This is a genomic window from Colwellia sp. BRX8-4 (genome assembly GCF_014077345.1).
In the GTDB taxonomy this organism is placed as follows: Bacteria; Pseudomonadota; Gammaproteobacteria; order Enterobacterales; family Alteromonadaceae; genus Colwellia_A.
This window is the reverse complement of the sequence record NZ_JACGVS010000018.1, coordinates 12,879-29,277: the sequence shown is the minus strand read 5'-3', so window position 1 is coordinate 29,277 and position 16,399 is coordinate 12,879. Positions and strand designations below refer to the sequence as shown.

Below are 16,399 nucleotides of genomic sequence, written 5' to 3'. Positions count from 1 at the left end.
ATGGAATATAATTTCAGAACTGCATTGATTGTTATCAGTGCTGTGGTTATCACGGCAATATTTGTTCATGGTTTTTGGACCATAAGAAAAAATAAAAACCCTTATAAGCTTAAAGCAAAAGCTGAAAAAGTTGAGCCTAATAACCGAGGTTTTGATGGCTCAGGCTTTGATCAAGATGGTGTTAGTAAACCAAGAGTTGTTGAAAACTCACTTGGTGCTCAATCATACGATGAAGAGATGCCTATGCCATCGACAGCTGAATATGAAGAACAAGCTACATCATATCGCGAATTTAGTGCCGAAGATGATGAACCAAGTTTGGGGGACATGTCTTCTTTTGATGAAACTTCTGCTAAAAAAGATAATAACAGTGCTGATTTACGTGATCATGATGCATCATTATTTGGCTCGGTTACCGCCAAAGAAGCGGCTGTTATTGAGAGAATTGAAACACCTGTCTATCAAACACCGATAACATCAGCTAAACAACCATTGAAAACGTCGGCGCGTTTTACTGAAAAAGCGCCTGTTAAGCGAGACCAAATAGAGATAAATTTTGGCAGCGAAAGCAAGGAAAGTAAAAGCGCGGCCAAAAAAGAATCGATAATCCCTCAGCATAAAAAAGTGGAAGTTGAACCTGAAGTACTGGTTATTTCAGTGGTTATGCCTGAAAAACAGCAAATGTCAGGTGCCGCACTTTTACCGACATTATTAACCTTGGGTATGAAATACGGAGAGATGAACATCTTTCATCGCCATCAAGATAATGCTGGAAATGGTAAAGTTACCTTTAGTTTAGCAAACATCATGAAACCAGGAACATTTGACCTCGACAATATGGAAAGCTTTACTACACAAGGTATTAGCCTTTTTATGATGTTACCTAATGCGGGTGATGCTTCCGTCGTCTTTGAGCAAATGCTCAACGCAGCAAAGCAACTCGCTTTAGAATTTAATGGTCAATTATTAGATGACAAACGTAATGTTATGACCAAACAAACAGAACAACATTATGTGGGTAAAATTCGCGAATTTACGCGAAGAAATTTAATCGCCTCATCTTAAAACTAAGCAAACTCTGACAGGTTAATTTATTGATTAACCTGTAATTTAAACTCTTTCAAAAGTAATTCATTCTTATGTCATCACCTGCTAATGCGACTCGAGTACAAGAGCTTCATCAACTTATCAATCAATTAAATCATCAATATTACGACCTAGATGAACCCAGTGTTCCTGATGCAGAATATGATCGCTTAATGCGAGAACTTATTTCAATTGAAACAGCAGAGCCAGAATTAAAATTACTTGATTCACCGAGTCAAAAAGTCGGTGGGCAAGCGTTAAAATCTTTCAGTCAAGTGACACACCAAGTACCGATGTTATCGCTTGATAACGTGTTTTCTGGGGATGAATGGCAAGCTTTTGCTAAGCGTGTAAAAGACCGTTTGCTTTCTAAAGAAACTATTAAATACTGTGCTGAGCCAAAACTTGATGGTTTAGCGGTGAGTTTACGCTACGAAAATGGTGTTTTAGTACAAGCAGCTACGCGCGGGGATGGCGCTGTTGGTGAAAATATCACGGTAAATGTTCGCACGATCAAATCGATACCTTTAAAATTAACCGGTGATAACTACCCTGACATATTAGAGGTTCGCGGCGAAGTTTTTATGCCCAAAGCCAGCTTTAATGCGTTAAATGCTAGTGCGCTAAAAAAAGGTGAAAAGATTTTCGCAAACCCAAGAAATGCAGCTGCAGGTAGTTTACGCCAATTAAACTCAAAAATAGCCGCTAAACGCAACTTAGCTTTTTATGTCTATGGTATTGGTTATGTTGAACAAGCATCAAGTCAAACATTAGGCGAACAGTGGTTAGAAAATTCACACTATCAACGTCTTTGTCAGTTAAAAACATTGGGTTTACCTATGTGCCCAGAAGTTAAGTTACTGAGTGATTCGTCAGAAGTCGCCATTTTTTATCAATATATCATGCAAGAACGTGACAATTTAAGCTATGAAATAGATGGCACGGTTTTTAAAGTTGATGATATAGCCCTGCAAAAAAAATTAGGCTTTGTTGCTCGAGCGCCGCGCTGGGCAACCGCTTATAAATTTCCGGCACAGGAAGAGACAACACAATTACTTGATGTTGATTTTCAAGTTGGCCGAACAGGGGCTATTACTCCGGTTGCGCGTTTAAATCCTATTTTTGTTGGTGGTGTAACCGTCAGCAATGCGACCTTACATAATCAGGATGAGATTGAGCGTTTAGGTATCAAAATTAATGATTTTGTCACGATCAGAAGAGCGGGTGATGTCATTCCACAAATTGTCAGTGTTCAATTGCAAAAGCGTCCTGAAAATTCTCGTGACATCGTTTTTCCGACAACTTGTCCAGTATGTGATTCTGCTGTGGTTAAGGCTGAAGGCGAAGCCGTGCTACGTTGTACGGGGGGCTTATATTGTGGCGCACAACGTAAAGAAGCGATTAAACATTTTTCGTCACGAAAAGCCCTCGATATAGATGGTTTAGGCGATAAATTAGTTGAGCAATTAGTCGACGAAAACTTGATTAAAACCCCTGCTGACTTATTTAAGTTAACAGAACTAGACGTGAGTACCATGGCTCGTATGGGTAAAAAATCGGCAGATAATTTAATTTCAGGTCTAGTAAAAGCAAGAAGTACTACATTGCCTAAATTTATTTATGCACTCGGTATTCGCGAAGTAGGTGAAACCACGGCAACGAATTTAGCCAATTATTTTCTTAACTTCTCTGCAATCAAAGTAGCGAATGAAGAGACTTTGCAAAAAGTGCCTGATGTTGGGGCGGTTGTTGCTAAAAATATTATACAATTTTTTCAGCAAGACCATAACATTGAAGTGGTCAGTGAGCTTGAAAGCATAATGTCGTGGTCAGATATTGAAGTGAAATCTGCAGAACAACAGCCCTTGAAAGATAAAACATTTGTCTTAACAGGTACCTTGACACAAATGGGGCGCAACGAAGCTAAAGCAGAATTACAAGCACTGGGCGCTAAAGTCTCAGGCAGTATCTCAGTAAAAACTGACTTTTTGGTCGCTGGTGAAAAGGCTGGGTCAAAGCTAACAAAAGCGCAAGACCTAGGGGTAGACATATTGACCGAAGATGAGCTGGTAACATTACTTGCAAAACATAAATAAGGTTATTACTGATCCCTAGGTGTTAAATAATAAATAGCCGGTTAAACAATAAATAACAGGTTAAATAACGATCAGTGCGTAAACAAACAAAAGCATAGGTAAAGGTAATATAACGGTAAAAATAATGGCCTCACACCATTCGATTGTTGAATAAAACTTTCGCCACGGTTTATTCTCTTGTTTATTTGATTGTAAAGTCACAAAGAAGAAAATAAAACTTGCTACCACTAAGGTCTGTAAAGCCGCAAATAAAATAAATATAGCGAACCACACCAAGACAATAGGGGTGCTTTGTTCAATTTGCTTACTTAACATAAAAAATAGTGCAAACGAGAAACCGCTCCACGCTAATAGTTTCCAGCGATATGAAGAACAAGTAATGGCGATATTATTGAATAGTGCTGGTGTTAACCGATATTTCATATAAATTCTAAAAAATGATAATGATTAATAATTTTGTCACGCTTGCTGCGGGACTTGCAAGATTTAATAAATATTATCAATACATAGACCCTCTTTCTCTAAATAAATTTCATTACTTTTATAATTAATTCTTGTGATGAATTCGTGATAACTTCGTGAAACCTTCGTAATATTTGCTGCGCATACTGAATGTGAAATCATTTAGTCATCAAAGGAAAGTTATGAAATTTTTTAAAGTCGCATCAGCTATCGCATTAGCTTGTTCAAGTTCAGCATTAATGGCACAAACCATTGATATTCAAATTACTAACCTCACCCATGCACAACATTTTACGCCACGCTTAGTTATAGCCCATGATAATTCTGTTGATGCTTTTGAACCCGGTGTTGAAGCTACATCAGCATTAGCATGGCTTGCAGAAGCGGGTGTCATTGATGATGCGCAAAATGCCGCATCAGCAGGTCAAAACTTTGAAGCACTTTTAGGCCCTACAGATACCGATAATACAACGAATACATGGCACCGTTTTGGTGGTTTAGTCGCGCCATCAACGTCTTTAAGTTATGCCTTTGATACGATGGATAAGCCTTATCTTTCAATTTTATCTATGTTGATCCCAACGAATGATGCATTTGTTGGCTTAGACAGTATTAAAATTCCAACTACGCCAGGTACTTATACTTATATGTTGCACGCATATGATGCAGGTACAGAATTAAATGATGAATTAAACAGTATGCGTACTGATATTGTTGAACAAGGTGGTGCTGCACTTGGTGGTTACGGTGTTCCAGGTGTTGCAGGTGCAGGTGCTTCTCCAGTGCCATTAGGTGTTGGCGGAACAGGTGTTGCAGTAAAAGTTGGTTTTGCTGAAGATGGTAGTGCAATTGGTGCTAATGAAGTTGTTGATGGTACCGATGGTCCCGTACATATTCATAGAAATATTCTAGGCGATACCAGTCTTACCGATGGAGCAAGTGATTTGCAATCGACAGAGCATCGTTGGTTGAACCCTGTTGCCCGAGTAACCATTACTATCCCAGCATCTTAATTTAGGGAGAATAGAACATGAATATTAATAAAATAAGTTTAGTGTTATTGCCTCTTATTGCTGTATTAGCAACGGGTTGTGGCGGTGATGATGGAAGTAATGGTACAGCTGGTCAAGCCGGTACTGCCGGTACTGCGGGTGTTGATGGAACTGATGGTACTAACGGTGCTGATGGTACTAATGGTACTAATGGTAATCTAGCTGTTTTCACTGTTCAGTTAACTAATTTAACCTACAGTCAGCCATTTTCACCTGCGGCGATTATTCTACATGAACCTGGCTACCATGCCTTTATCGATGGTGAAGCCGCCAGCCTTGGTTTAGAGCAGCTCGCTGAAGGTGGTGACCCTACTGAACTTCTTGCTGAAGCTTTAGCTGCAACGCAGTATTTAGATGCTACCACTACAGATGGTGCAACGGGACCTCGCTCTGTTGGTACAATGTCGACTCTCGTTGTTCCATTACTTGACGTAGATGATTTAAGACTTAGTTTCACAACAATGTTAGTTGACACTAATGATGCGTTTACCGGTCTTAATGCGGCAGACATAAGTAATATGACAGTCGGACAATCAATGAGCTTTATGGCTCCTACATGGGACTCTGGCACTGAAGCTAATACTGAAACGGCAACGACTATGCCTGGTCCAGCAGCAGGTGCTGCAGGTGGCGGTGGAGCAAGTGCTGGTTTTGATGCAGCACGTGATGATCTTTTTGACTTAGTTCATTTCCATCGCGGTGTTGTCACTAATGCCAATGCTAATGATGAGAGTAAGGAAGGTTTAAGCACGTCGGTATTAACAGAAGCGGATCGCTGGGATAATCCAACGTCACGTATCATAGTCACTCGAACTCGATAAATTGGCTGGCGTCCTTACAGGCGTCGCTATTTCTACATTGCTAGTGATAGATAATAAAGTCAAAGAGTTGATAAAAAATAAAATAATAAATGTTTCGAAAGTATTTATGCCCGAGCAAGTTCTTATGCTCAGGCATAAAGAAAAATAATGCAGAACATATTGATGTTGTTGGTATTGGCTTAGGTGTATCGATGGAGAGTTAGCTTAATAATAGCTTAACTTGAATCGATGAGGTTTATAACTCCTGCTTGGCTACCTAATAATATTGATGAGCATTAAAATTGTCCAATAAAGTATATTCAATCAATAGTTGATGAACTTTTTTTCTTTGTGCTGTAATTCTTAATAATAAATAGAATAAAACGGAGCAAAGCATGGACACTATTTTAGTGGTTGAAGATGATCAAGATATTGCAGATTTAATGATTTTAAATTTACAAGAACTGTCATTAACGGTTGAACACTGCTTAACCGGAGAGCTAGCGTTGCAGAAACTTGTTGATAATAACTATGCTCTCGTTTTACTGGATGTGATGCTACCAGGAATTTCAGGTTTAGATGTTTGCCGACAACTACGTGAACAAAAACCAGAACAAGTGATCTTAATGATAACCTCTCGTGATAGTGAAATTGATCGTGTATTAGGGCTTGAATTGGGCGCAGACGATTATATGAGTAAGCCTTTTAGTGTGCGTGAATTACAAGCTAGGGTAAGAAGTCAGCTGCGACGTTTACACTTAGCGGCTCAGAGAGAGCAACAACACTCACAACAACAGCAACCAGAACAGCATTTAACAATAGGTGAATTGCAAATTAATAATACTACTCATCGAACGCTATTGGCTGGAAAAGAACTAGAGCTAACCTCCACTGAATTTGACTTACTCTTATTTTTGGCTTCTCATCCTGAGCAAGTGTTTTCTCGAGAACAGCTACTTAGTAATGTCTGGGGATACCACCATAGCGGTTATGAGCATACTGTAAATTCTCATATCAATCGCTTACGTAACAAAGTTGAAAGAAATGCCACTAAACCTGAAATTGTGCAAACAGTTTGGGGTGTGGGTTATAAATTTAATAAAAAAGGTGTTGCCGCATGAAACTGTCTTTATATCACCGTTTGTCTCTTTCTTTATTGGTGGTATTTATTGCAATTATTAGTGTTTTTTATATTTGGGCGCAACAGCTTGAGCAAAAAACAAGATATGAATCAGAGCAAAATTTACACTTATCTTTAGCGGCTAATCTAGCCAGAGACAACCCATTATTACAACAAGGTGTTTATGATCACCAAGCGTTGAAAAATTTATTTCATACCTTAATGGTTTTAGGCCCCGCCTTTGAATTTTATTTTGTTGACCCCGCAGGTAAAATTATAACCCATTCGATTACTCCAACATTAATTAAACGTACAAAAATTGATTTACTCCCACTTATTCAATTAACACAAAATCAAGCTGCGTTACCTATTTATGGCGATGATCCGCAACACATTTCTCGTAAAAAAATATTTTCTGCCGCGCCTGTTTTTAATGGCAGTAGTTTGCAAGGTTACTTATATGTCATTGTTACAGGAGAACGTTATGAATCTGCTTTTAAGCGATTGCAGCCAAGCAGGCAAGCCGAACTTTCTATTCTGGCAATGTTTGGTGCTATGTTATTCTTTTTTGTAGTAATGTTAGGAATATTTGCTTACTTTACTCGCCCATTAAGACGCTTGAGTAGAGATATTAAAGCACTAAGAGCGGTTGGTTTTGACAAAAGTAAAGTGAATCTCGCTAAATGGATGCCTAACAGTCGTAATGAAGTACACCAACTGGGCGAAGCGTTTGAGCAAATGGTTAAACAAATTAATCAACAGTTTGGCATGTTACAAAAAAATGATGAGCATCGACGAGAGCTGTTGGCTGATATCTCCCATGATTTACGAACACCACTGTCGTCTCTGCAAGGTTATATTGAAACCCTTGAATTAAAAAATGATCAGGTCACTAAAGAACAACGACAAAAATATATCGAAATAGCATTGAAAAACGCTCAACAATTGAAAGGGCTTATTGATCAAATATTTGAGTTAGCCCATCTTGAAAGTGGTCAAGTTTCTTTGAATCTTGAAGCGTTTAATTTAGCTGAACTTTTATATGATGTTGTTGCTAAATTTAGTTTGCAAACCTCAGCAAAGCATATAGAAATTAATATCGTACCTGAGTGTTCTTACACCCAAGTTCATAGTGATATTGGAAAATTAGAGCGGGTATTAAGTAATTTACTAGAAAATGCTATTCGTCATACTGCTGAGTTAGGAAAAATTACCTTATCTATTTCTGAGGTGGATAAAAACCACTGTCAATTAAATATTACGGATACGGGCACCGGTATTAAAGAAGATGAGCTGCCCTATATTTTTGATACGCGTTATCGCGCAAGTAATGCAGTGCAAGACAAGCAGAAGCATACTGGACTTGGGCTTGCTATCACTAAAAAACTATTGGAATTATTAAAATCTGATATAAAGGTAACGAGTACGTTAGGCGAAGGGACAACATTTTCTATTAATTTAAGTAAAGTTTCGTTATAAATTGAATTTTAACAGTCGAATTGTTTGGCAACATTCCTTAGAATACCTATTAGGATTTCATTTAAAAAATTTCACCTAAGGAAATATCGTGAATAACAAAGCTACCCTCTTATTAACACTTGCTGCGCTTATCGTTTTAGCAAGCTGTGCAAAATCTTCGACTGGACGTAATCAAATAACGCTTTTCTCAAGTTCAGATCTCAATAAAATGGGTGCCAGTTCGTTTGAACAAATGAAAGAAAAAGAAAAAATCAGTACCGATATTGCAGTAAATAATTACGTACAATGTGTCGCGAAAGCCATCACTAAAAACGTGCATAAATCTGCTCATAAAGGAGAGTGGGAAGTTGTTGTTTTTGACTCTGAACAAGTCAATGCATTCGCTTTACCCGGCGGGAAAATTGGCGTTTATACGGGTATTTTAAAAGTTGCCGAAAATCAAAATCAACTTGGGGCAATTATTGGTCATGAAGTAGGGCATGTTATTGAAAGTCACTCTAATGAGAGGATGTCATCTAGTAAAATTTCTCAAACAGGTATGGCTGTTGTTGATACGGCCCTATCAGTTGGAAATGTTGAAAACCGCAACTTGTGGATGTCTGGTTTAGGCTTAGGGTTACAATACGGTATATTAATGCCCTATGGACGTACCCATGAAAGTGAAGCTGATATAGTTGGGCAAGACTTAATGGCAAAATCAGGATTTGAACCATCGGCAGCTATTAGTTTGTGGCAGAACATGGCTAAACTTTCAAATGGTTCACCACCAGAATTTATGTCAACACATCCATCAAATGAAACCCGTATTACTCAGTTAACAGAACATTTGCCGAAATCCCAAGCTTATTATAAGGCCAGTAACGCACCCAGTTGTAAAAAGCCAAAGAATATTTAAAGACTTATATAGAGTCTTTACGCTCAAATACAGCAGTAATTGATTCTACTGCCTCTAATTGAGAAACGTATTATAATTATATTGATGACTGGCTTTAGTAACACTACTACAAATGTGATTGATTTTGTTTAAACAGTTAAATATCAGAACTTAACATGGTAAAATACGCTATAGTCATTGAAATATAGTTTAATGTAATCTTCTGTTTTTCCTATAAACGTAGTTAATGCAACCTAAGGATTTGCGTATTATGATAAGTGCTGAGCTGCACCCCGAAGAATTACAACGTATTGATGAATTACTCAGATACGAAGTATTAGACACTGAAGATGAAAAGATGCTCGATGAACTTACTCAGTTGGCTAGCGCCATTTGTGGTACTTCTATTTCTCTGATCTCTCTTGTCGACAAAGACCGCCAGTGGTTTAAATCTCGAGTAGGTCTTAATGCTCAGGAAACGCCAAGGAATATCGCTTTTTGTTCACATGCTATTTTACAAGATGACGTTTTTGAAGTACCTGATACCTTAGCGGATGAACGCTTTGTCGATAATCCATTGGTAACAGGTGCTCCAGATATTCGTTTTTATGCGGGAGCACCTCTGGTCAGTACAAACGGCATGCCTATCGGCACCTTATGTGTTATTGATACAGTTCCCCATAAACTGGATGAAAAACAACAACTAGCATTAAACACTTTAGCAAAACAAGTGGTTAGCCAATTAGAACTAAGACTACGTAACCGTCAGTTAGAGCGTATGCAAGCAGATCAAGAAAAAATATTTGCTATTTTGTCTCATGATTTACGCTCTCCTTTTAATGGTATTTTAGGGTTATCAAAAATTTTGCATGAAAATGCAGACACTCTTGAGCCTGAGATTATTGCTGAAATGGCAGATGGAATTTTAGAGTCGTCACTGACTTTTTATCAGCTACTAGACGAAATTCTGCAATGGTCGCGTAATCAATTAGGCGCCGTTCATGCGGAATTAAAAACGATAGCGTTAAAGCCACTGTTAATAGAAACGCTCGACTTGATGACAGAAAGTTTCAATTTAAAAAAAATCAGTATTAAACACAACATCAATGAAAATACTACTGTGATGGCGGACGTTAATTTAACAAAAACTATTATTCGTAATTTATTAGCAAACGCCATTAAATATACGCCAGAGCATGGCAGTATCGACATTGAAGCTAAATCTAGTGATGGCCAGGTTAAACTGGTTATAACAGATACTGGTGAAGGTGTTCCTCAAAATATACAAGACCAACTATTTAGTGATTGTGTTGCTAGTCAGTGCGGTACTCAAGGTGAATCAGGTCATGGCTTAGGATTAAGTTTATGTGGTGATTTTGCCCGCAAGCAGCAAGGTTATCTCTCTCTAGATAAAACCTATACTGGTGGTGCTAAATTAACCCTTAATTTTCCAAAAACTGCTGAATAATAATTAACTAAATGAATGACGGCTTTAGCATAGTATAAATATTGAAAAGTAAAGACGTTTACCCAGGCCCCATCTAGGGGCTTTATTTTGCTAACTATTTAATAAGTTTAAGCCATTGGTTGTTTAAATAGTTTTTTGCCTTCGGTTAATAAATGTTGAACCGCTGGATGTTTGACTTTACGTTCGGGTGAGATCAAGTAGTAATGTTCGGTTATATCATTGGTTTTTCCGATAATGCTCACGTTAAACTGTTCCATAACGTGATCTTCAATAATTGTTGGGGCACAAAAAACACCATAACCCGCCTGACCAAAATACTTAGTTAATATCGAATCATCAAACTCTCCAATAATTAATGGCGAGATACTCAATTGATTAAACCAAGAAAGTACACTTAAACGTTGATTTGTACCTTCACCAGCAATGAAAAATGATTGTCCATCGAGTGAGTAAGGAAAGTTAGCCTGTAATTTATCAGCCAAATTATGGTGAGCAAAAAAGCTAAAACCGCTTTTTCCGATAGCATGGCTATATGCCTTTAACGGGGAAGTCGTAGGCAGGGGAGTATCAGTTAATATCGCGTCTAATTTATTTATCGCCAACTCTCCAAGTAATACCTCTAAACTCGTTTCCTTACAGATTAATTTTATCGAACTATCCATGGTATAAATTTGCTTTAGGAAATGAAAAGAAAATACTTTTGCTATCACATCTGTAACACCTATTGAAAAGCGGGAAGCAAAATCTGCTGAGTGATTTTTAAGTGAATAAAGTAATTCGTCTCCTAAACTAAAGATTTCTTCGCTATAACTATATGTCAAGCGTCCCATTTCGTTCAGCACTAAACGTTTCCCTTTTCGTTCAAATAACAGGTAGCCTAATTGATCTTCAAAAGTACTGAGTTGGGCACTCAACGTTTGCGGAGTTATATGAATAATTTTTGATGCTTGGGCAATACTGCCATGTTTTACTATCGCATTAAAATACTGTAGGTGGTGATAGTTTAGTTTGGCCATAATGTTCTCTTAATGATTTACCTATAGCTATTAAAAATAATAATCCTTAGATTTTTTGTCAACTTTTTTCTAATAAAGAAGTAACAACAAACAGCTTTTATTGTTTTACTTTCGGATTGTAAAATATCTAGAAAGATAAAACTGCTTAGGTTAGGATGGTTAAGCACTAAAGTTGGCTATTATTGTAGTTTTTGCCATTACTTGCAGAATATTAATACGAGTGGTTATCTGGAAAATTAATTGAATTAAGGGATTTTAACAATGAAGTTCACTAAAAATTTTATAGCTAAATTTATTTTCGTTGGTTTTTTATTAGCAAGTGGCTCAGTATTTGCCGACTTTAAGTCTGATATTATTAAATCGTGTAAAGCATACCAACAGGGTATAGACCGTAGTGAAATTAATCCATGCAAACTTTATATCGATGGGTTTATCGATTCATCTTTACTTTCAGAAAGTGCGGTAGTAAAACCAGAGGCGTTAATTGATAATCCTCGAGCGCCAGTCAGTGATTTTGTCAAAAGAGCCTACAATACTCGTGTTACAGCGAGGTCATCATTGACAGAGAAAGGCGGTGAACATGAGTTTTGCATTCCTCTTGAAGAAGACCGAAGGAAAGTGGTCTCTAAAGTAGCCAAGTCGATGAAAATAGATGACTTACAGACGAAATCTTTGAAAGAGGTATTATTTGAAGCGTTAGTTTCAGAATTTCCATGTTGATCATCAAGGCAGATAAATCGCTGTCTAGCGGCATGTAGAGCACTTCGCTACTTTGGTGTTTCACTTATCGATAATCACGTTATAACGTCTTATTTACTGTTGTTTAGTGCCGATAGCGCTATGTCGTTAACTTGGCATTTTTATTGTTGCCAACAAACTTGAATTATTGCTCAATAACCCGTAATGCTTAAAGGGCTGTTATATTAGCAGTTAGCTAATATTTAGTGAGTTGTGTAATTAAAAGTATGACAACTCTGCTTACCTTTTTCCTTCGCTTGGTACATAGCCGAATCAGCTTGTTGCATCAGTAATTCCGGTGAGCTAGTTTTATCTTTATTCCATGCCATTCCAACACTTGCGTGGCAATATAAAGATAACTTATCAATAATATAGGGTTCGTTCATTTTAGCTAAAATACGCTCGGTTACCTCATTAATTTCACTAATACAAACAACGTCTTTTAATATAATGGTAAATTCATCACCTCCTAAACGAGTCAATCACGCAAGAATCTAGAATAGAGTAACGAAAGCCTAATATTGGTAAGCTACTTAGTGATGCGCCAAAAAGCTATGCTGGCGACAACTAGCAAGATCATCGGATAAAAAGCACTTGATACCACTTCAATAGGTGATATTTTCAAGGTTGCTCCTAGCAGTAAAGCTTGCGCACCATAAGGCAGTAAACCTTGGTTAATACAAGCGTAAATATCTAATAAACTTGCCGAGTGTGCTGGGCTGACTTGTCCATCTTCTGCTAACTCTTTCGCTGTTTCACCAGTAACAATAATTGATACGGTATTATTTGCGGTAAAAAAGTTACAAGTAAATGCTAACGAAGCGATACCTAAACCGGCGGCACGTTTTTTATTGTTGGGGTTGAGCTTTCGCGCAAAGTGCTCAATTGCATGGGTTAGCGCGGCTAAGCCTCCTTGGCGTTTGATCAGTTCGCTTAAACCACCAATAAACAGCGAAAGAATGAAAATGTCTTGCATACTAGCAAAGCCAGCATTGATATCACTGACCCATGCCGATAATTGATAGCCATTGTCGTACATGCCTATTGCAGCCGCGAGGATAATACCAACAATTAATACGACAAACACATTAAGACCCATTAACGCTAACGTTAGTATGACCAAATAGGGTAATAAGCCAAGTACGTTAATATCTTGGGTTTGTTCATGCGGAATACTAATTCCCATTGAAGCATAAATAATGAGACATAAAATTGCCGCAGGTACGGCAAATTTAAAATTGACTTTAAATTTGTCTTTCATGTGCGCACCCTGACTGCGCGTCGATGCTATGGTGGTGTCAGATATTATTGATAAATTATCGCCAAAAATAGCGCCTGAAATAATACAGCCAGCAACAATTGAAGCGTCTAAATCAGCAGACTCTATAAAGCCTAATGCCACCGGCGCAATCGCAGCGATGGTGCCCATTGAAGTACCCATGGCGGTAGCAATAAAAGCCGCAACTAAAAATAAGCCTGGCAGTAATAAGTAATCAGGGAAAAAAGATAAACCTAGCTGAACGCTCGCATCAACACTCCCAGTTGTTTTGGCAACTGTTGCAAAAGCACCGGCGAGTAGATAAATAACACACATAGTAATAATGTTTGCATGGCCAGCTCCAGAAATAAATTGGCTTACTTGATCATTAATACTGTCTTTACCTAAATATATAGCCACTAAGATGGCTGGAATAATAGCGATGCTGGCGGGGAGTTGATAAAAAGCAAACTCAACGCCTTGTAGGGTAAGGACAATACCGGTGCCCAGAAATAAACCAAGAAAAACCCCAAAAGGTAACAGGCTAAGTAAACGCTTCTCTGGAGAAGAAATAACGATATCTTTATTCATAAAATTTATCTTTAACATTAAGTTAACGCTAGTCTATCGTAAACTAAATCGATAGCAAAATAATAACGAAAGCATAGCCATAACCGGAAATTATATAAAATAACCAAATGTCTTAAGTTCAAGCTACAGACCAGTAGCTGTTTATGTTATCCTATCGCGAATTTTTATCTAATTGCCATTTTTACACAATAACTGTGTCGGCGAAAACATAAGGAATATCATGTCAGAGAATACATTTGAAACAATTGAGCAACGTGTAAGTTACGGCGTAGGTCGTCAATTAGGTGATCAATTACGTAATAACCCTTTTAAAGAGTTTGACGTATCTGCTGTACAAGCAGGTTTGGCCGATGCTATTGCTAATTCAGCAAGCCAAGTATCAGACGAAGATTTAAATGCCGCGTTTTCTGTTGTTTCTAAAAAAATGCAAGAGTTAGAGCAAGCCGCAGCTAAAGAAATGTCAGCTGAAGGCGAAAAATTCTTAGCTGAAAATGCTAAGCGTGATGAAGTAACTGTTACTGAATCTGGCCTTCAATATGAAGTTTTAGCAACAGGCGATGGCGAGAAGCCAACAGCAGCAAGCACAGTTCGTACTCATTATCATGGTACTTTCATCAATGGCGACATTTTTGATAGTTCTGTAGATCGCGGTCAACCTGCTGAATTCCCAATTGGTGGTGTTATCCCAGGTTGGACTGAAGCATTACAGTTAATGACCGAAGGTTCTAAGTGGCGTTTATACGTTCCTTACCATTTGGCATACGGTGAGCAAGGCTCACAAGGTGCTATACCACCTTATTCAACGTTAGTATTTGACGTTGAATTATTAGCAATTGTTAGCTAATTAGTTTTTAAAGCCCTCCGTTGAGGGCTTTTTTATGCCTGTATGTCGTGATGCCATAGATGGCAAAGAACGACGAATACGCTAAAATAATAAAATATAAACCCATAGTGATTAACCATAACAAAGCAATCAAGTAGGGATGTATGTTAGAGCAAGCATTGATCAAATTATTTAAAGATTATATTACTGCCTTTGAACATTGTGATTTAGAGGCAGCCCGCGCTTGTTATCATTTACCTTGTACATTACATACCCCAGATAAAATTGCTTATTTAGTGAATAGTGAAAGTTTCAATCAAGAGTTTAAAGATATCTTTACTGTTTTAACGCATGCAAAAACCCGAAAGATAATACCAATTACAGCAAGTTATAATTATGCAGATAATTCGTCTATCGATATATGTGTTGATTGGGCTTTCTTTGATGACAAAGATCAAGTTTTTGCTGATTTTTCCGCATTTTTCCATGTAGTTAAGATAGATGAGCAGTTTAAAATAATGAGTGTGGTTTCACACGACTTATCCAATAGTATTGAATTAGCATTGCCATTAGCGTTAGTACGCTAAAGTAATCTAGTAGATAAAATAATTTTATAGAGATTAAAATGAAAGTAAAAGTAGCCATTTTAGGATGCAGCGGCCGTATGGGCCGTAACTTAATTCAAGCAGCCGTAGAGCATAAGTCTATTGAACTTGTTGGTGGTACGGTTCGAGCGTCTTCATCGTTTGTTAATTTTGACTTAGGCGAACTCGCCGGTATTGGTGCTATTGGCCAAAAAACAGCAACTAACTTAAACGACTTACTCGATGCTGATGTTTTTATTGACTTTACGGCTATTCAAACCACTTTAGACAACCTAAAATGGTGTCAACAACATCATAAAGCTCTCGTTATTGGTACCACGGGCTTCAGTGACGAGCAAGTGAGTATTATTGAAAAAGCAGGCGAACTTATGCCGGTGATTTTAGCGCCAAATACTAGTGTCGGTGTTAATTTAATGTTTAAACTACTAGAAGTTACCGCAAAAGCAATTGGTGACTATACTGATATAGAAATATTTGAAGCACACCATAGATTTAAGAAAGATGCTCCATCAGGTACAGCAGTAAAAATGGGGCAAGTTATAGCAGACACTTTAGGTAGAGACTTAAATAAAGTGGCTGTTTATGGTCGCGAAGGTATCACAGGAGAACGTGATAAAGAAACCATAGGTTTTGCGACAGTAAGAGCTGGAGATATCGTTGGAGAGCACACCGCTTTTTTTGCTGATATTGGTGAACGGTTAGAAATCACCCATCGCGCAAGTTCAAGAATGACTTTCGCATTAGGTGCTATGAGAGCCGCATTCTGGTTAAGTGAAGCAGATAATGGCTTTTATGATATGCAAGATGTTTTAGGCTTGAAGTAATTTATTTTTAGAGAAAACAGTTACTTTTGGCTGTTTTAACTGAATATTCAATTAAACGCTTAGTTTTTACAATTATCGCTAGACGAACATGTGATACAAGCGTAAAA

16 protein-coding genes are annotated in these 16,399 nt (G+C 37.7%); 12 read left to right on the top strand and 4 right to left on the bottom strand.

Annotated features, from left to right (window positions below):
- The gene (gene zipA / locus H4J56_RS14680) at positions 1–1,065 is read left to right on the top strand and encodes a cell division protein ZipA (protein ID WP_182216306.1); all 1,065 of its coding nucleotides are present in this window, start codon (positions 1–3) and stop codon (positions 1,063–1,065) included.
- A gap of 74 nt (positions 1,066–1,139) precedes the next feature.
- A complete protein-coding gene (ligA, locus tag H4J56_RS14675; RefSeq protein WP_182259527.1) occupies positions 1,140–3,182 on the top strand; it encodes an NAD-dependent DNA ligase LigA in 2,043 nt (680 codons plus the stop codon).
- Positions 3,183–3,242: 60 nt separating this feature from the next.
- Here the strand turns inward: ligA and H4J56_RS14670 are convergent, their stop codons facing one another.
- A complete protein-coding gene (locus H4J56_RS14670; RefSeq protein WP_182175749.1) occupies positions 3,243–3,605 on the bottom strand; it encodes a hypothetical protein in 363 nt (120 codons plus the stop codon).
- A gap of 221 nt (positions 3,606–3,826) precedes the next feature.
- Here H4J56_RS14670 and H4J56_RS14665 point away from each other — a divergent pair, with 221 nt between their 5' ends.
- The 6 genes from H4J56_RS14665 (at position 3,827) to H4J56_RS14640 (ending at position 10,437) form a co-directional block, all read left to right on the top strand.
- Positions 3,827–4,657, top strand: a complete 831-nt coding sequence (locus H4J56_RS14665) for a spondin domain-containing protein (RefSeq protein WP_182216303.1) — start codon at positions 3,827–3,829, stop codon at positions 4,655–4,657.
- A 17-nt stretch (positions 4,658–4,674) separates the two neighbouring features.
- Entirely contained in the window at positions 4,675–5,517 is an 843-nt protein-coding gene (locus H4J56_RS14660; RefSeq protein ID WP_182259526.1) for a spondin domain-containing protein, read from the top strand.
- 374 nt (positions 5,518–5,891) lie between these two features.
- Positions 5,892–6,617, top strand: coding sequence for a response regulator transcription factor (locus tag H4J56_RS14655; protein WP_182216299.1), 726 nt, complete (start codon positions 5,892–5,894; stop codon positions 6,615–6,617).
- Positions 6,614–8,095 (top strand): HAMP domain-containing sensor histidine kinase, encoded by a 1,482-nt coding sequence (locus tag H4J56_RS14650; protein ID WP_182216297.1) that lies wholly within the window; start codon positions 6,614–6,616, stop codon positions 8,093–8,095. The genes H4J56_RS14655 and H4J56_RS14650 overlap by 4 nt, the downstream gene beginning before the upstream one ends.
- A gap of 88 nt (positions 8,096–8,183) precedes the next feature.
- Positions 8,184–8,990, top strand: a complete 807-nt coding sequence (locus tag H4J56_RS14645) for a M48 family metallopeptidase (protein WP_310733842.1) — start codon at positions 8,184–8,186, stop codon at positions 8,988–8,990.
- Between the two features lie 250 nt (positions 8,991–9,240).
- Entirely contained in the window at positions 9,241–10,437 is a 1,197-nt protein-coding gene (locus H4J56_RS14640; protein WP_182259525.1) for a GAF domain-containing sensor histidine kinase, read from the top strand.
- A gap of 107 nt (positions 10,438–10,544) precedes the next feature.
- Here the strand turns inward: H4J56_RS14640 and nhaR are convergent, their stop codons facing one another.
- Positions 10,545–11,453, bottom strand: a complete 909-nt coding sequence (gene nhaR, locus H4J56_RS14635) for a transcriptional activator NhaR (RefSeq protein WP_182216294.1) — start codon at positions 11,451–11,453, stop codon at positions 10,545–10,547.
- A 261-nt stretch (positions 11,454–11,714) separates the two neighbouring features.
- Here nhaR and H4J56_RS14630 point away from each other — a divergent pair, with 261 nt between their 5' ends.
- The gene (locus H4J56_RS14630; protein ID WP_182216292.1) at positions 11,715–12,173 is read left to right on the top strand and encodes a Rap1a/Tai family immunity protein; all 459 of its coding nucleotides are present in this window, start codon (positions 11,715–11,717) and stop codon (positions 12,171–12,173) included.
- Between the two features lie 221 nt (positions 12,174–12,394).
- Here H4J56_RS14630 and H4J56_RS14625 read toward each other — a convergent pair whose 3' ends face one another.
- Together H4J56_RS14625 and H4J56_RS14620 are read right to left on the bottom strand one after the other, a co-directional pair.
- Positions 12,395–12,673, bottom strand: a complete 279-nt coding sequence (locus H4J56_RS14625; protein ID WP_182222356.1) for a diguanylate cyclase domain-containing protein — start codon at positions 12,671–12,673, stop codon at positions 12,395–12,397.
- Between the two features lie 47 nt (positions 12,674–12,720).
- Positions 12,721–14,040 (bottom strand): Na+/H+ antiporter NhaC family protein, encoded by a 1,320-nt coding sequence (locus H4J56_RS14620; RefSeq protein WP_182222355.1) that lies wholly within the window; start codon positions 14,038–14,040, stop codon positions 12,721–12,723.
- Positions 14,041–14,260: 220 nt separating this feature from the next.
- Between H4J56_RS14620 and H4J56_RS14615 the strand changes: the two genes are divergently transcribed.
- From H4J56_RS14615 to dapB, 3 genes are all read left to right on the top strand, one after another.
- Positions 14,261–14,884 (top strand): FKBP-type peptidyl-prolyl cis-trans isomerase, encoded by a 624-nt coding sequence (locus H4J56_RS14615; RefSeq protein ID WP_182216286.1) that lies wholly within the window; start codon positions 14,261–14,263, stop codon positions 14,882–14,884.
- A 143-nt stretch (positions 14,885–15,027) separates the two neighbouring features.
- A complete protein-coding gene (locus H4J56_RS14610) occupies positions 15,028–15,450 on the top strand; it encodes a hypothetical protein (protein WP_182216284.1) in 423 nt (140 codons plus the stop codon).
- A 38-nt stretch (positions 15,451–15,488) separates the two neighbouring features.
- Positions 15,489–16,292, top strand: coding sequence for a 4-hydroxy-tetrahydrodipicolinate reductase (dapB, locus tag H4J56_RS14605; protein WP_182216282.1), 804 nt, complete (start codon positions 15,489–15,491; stop codon positions 16,290–16,292).
- The last annotated feature ends 107 nt before the right edge of the window (positions 16,293–16,399 follow it).

What these genes read in the sequence shown, in the direction of transcription:
- zipA (WP_182216306.1), top strand. Translation starts at nt 1, where the DNA reads ATGGAATATAATTTCAGAACTGCATTGATTGTTATCAGTGCTGTGGTT.
- ligA (WP_182259527.1), top strand. Translation starts at nt 1,140, where the DNA reads ATGTCATCACCTGCTAATGCGACTCGAGTACAAGAGCTTCATCAACTT.
- H4J56_RS14670 (WP_182175749.1), bottom strand. Translation starts at nt 3,605, where the DNA reads ATGAAATATCGGTTAACACCAGCACTATTCAATAATATCGCCATTACT.
- H4J56_RS14665 (WP_182216303.1), top strand. Translation starts at nt 3,827, where the DNA reads ATGAAATTTTTTAAAGTCGCATCAGCTATCGCATTAGCTTGTTCAAGT.
- H4J56_RS14660 (WP_182259526.1), top strand. Translation starts at nt 4,675, where the DNA reads ATGAATATTAATAAAATAAGTTTAGTGTTATTGCCTCTTATTGCTGTA.
- H4J56_RS14655 (WP_182216299.1), top strand. Translation starts at nt 5,892, where the DNA reads ATGGACACTATTTTAGTGGTTGAAGATGATCAAGATATTGCAGATTTA.
- H4J56_RS14650 (WP_182216297.1), top strand. Translation starts at nt 6,614, where the DNA reads ATGAAACTGTCTTTATATCACCGTTTGTCTCTTTCTTTATTGGTGGTA.
- H4J56_RS14640 (WP_182259525.1), top strand. Translation starts at nt 9,241, where the DNA reads ATGATAAGTGCTGAGCTGCACCCCGAAGAATTACAACGTATTGATGAA.
- nhaR (WP_182216294.1), bottom strand. Translation starts at nt 11,453, where the DNA reads ATGGCCAAACTAAACTATCACCACCTACAGTATTTTAATGCGATAGTA.
- H4J56_RS14630 (WP_182216292.1), top strand. Translation starts at nt 11,715, where the DNA reads ATGAAGTTCACTAAAAATTTTATAGCTAAATTTATTTTCGTTGGTTTT.
- H4J56_RS14620 (WP_182222355.1), bottom strand. Translation starts at nt 14,040, where the DNA reads ATGAATAAAGATATCGTTATTTCTTCTCCAGAGAAGCGTTTACTTAGC.
- H4J56_RS14615 (WP_182216286.1), top strand. Translation starts at nt 14,261, where the DNA reads ATGTCAGAGAATACATTTGAAACAATTGAGCAACGTGTAAGTTACGGC.
- H4J56_RS14610 (WP_182216284.1), top strand. Translation starts at nt 15,028, where the DNA reads ATGTTAGAGCAAGCATTGATCAAATTATTTAAAGATTATATTACTGCC.
- dapB (WP_182216282.1), top strand. Translation starts at nt 15,489, where the DNA reads ATGAAAGTAAAAGTAGCCATTTTAGGATGCAGCGGCCGTATGGGCCGT.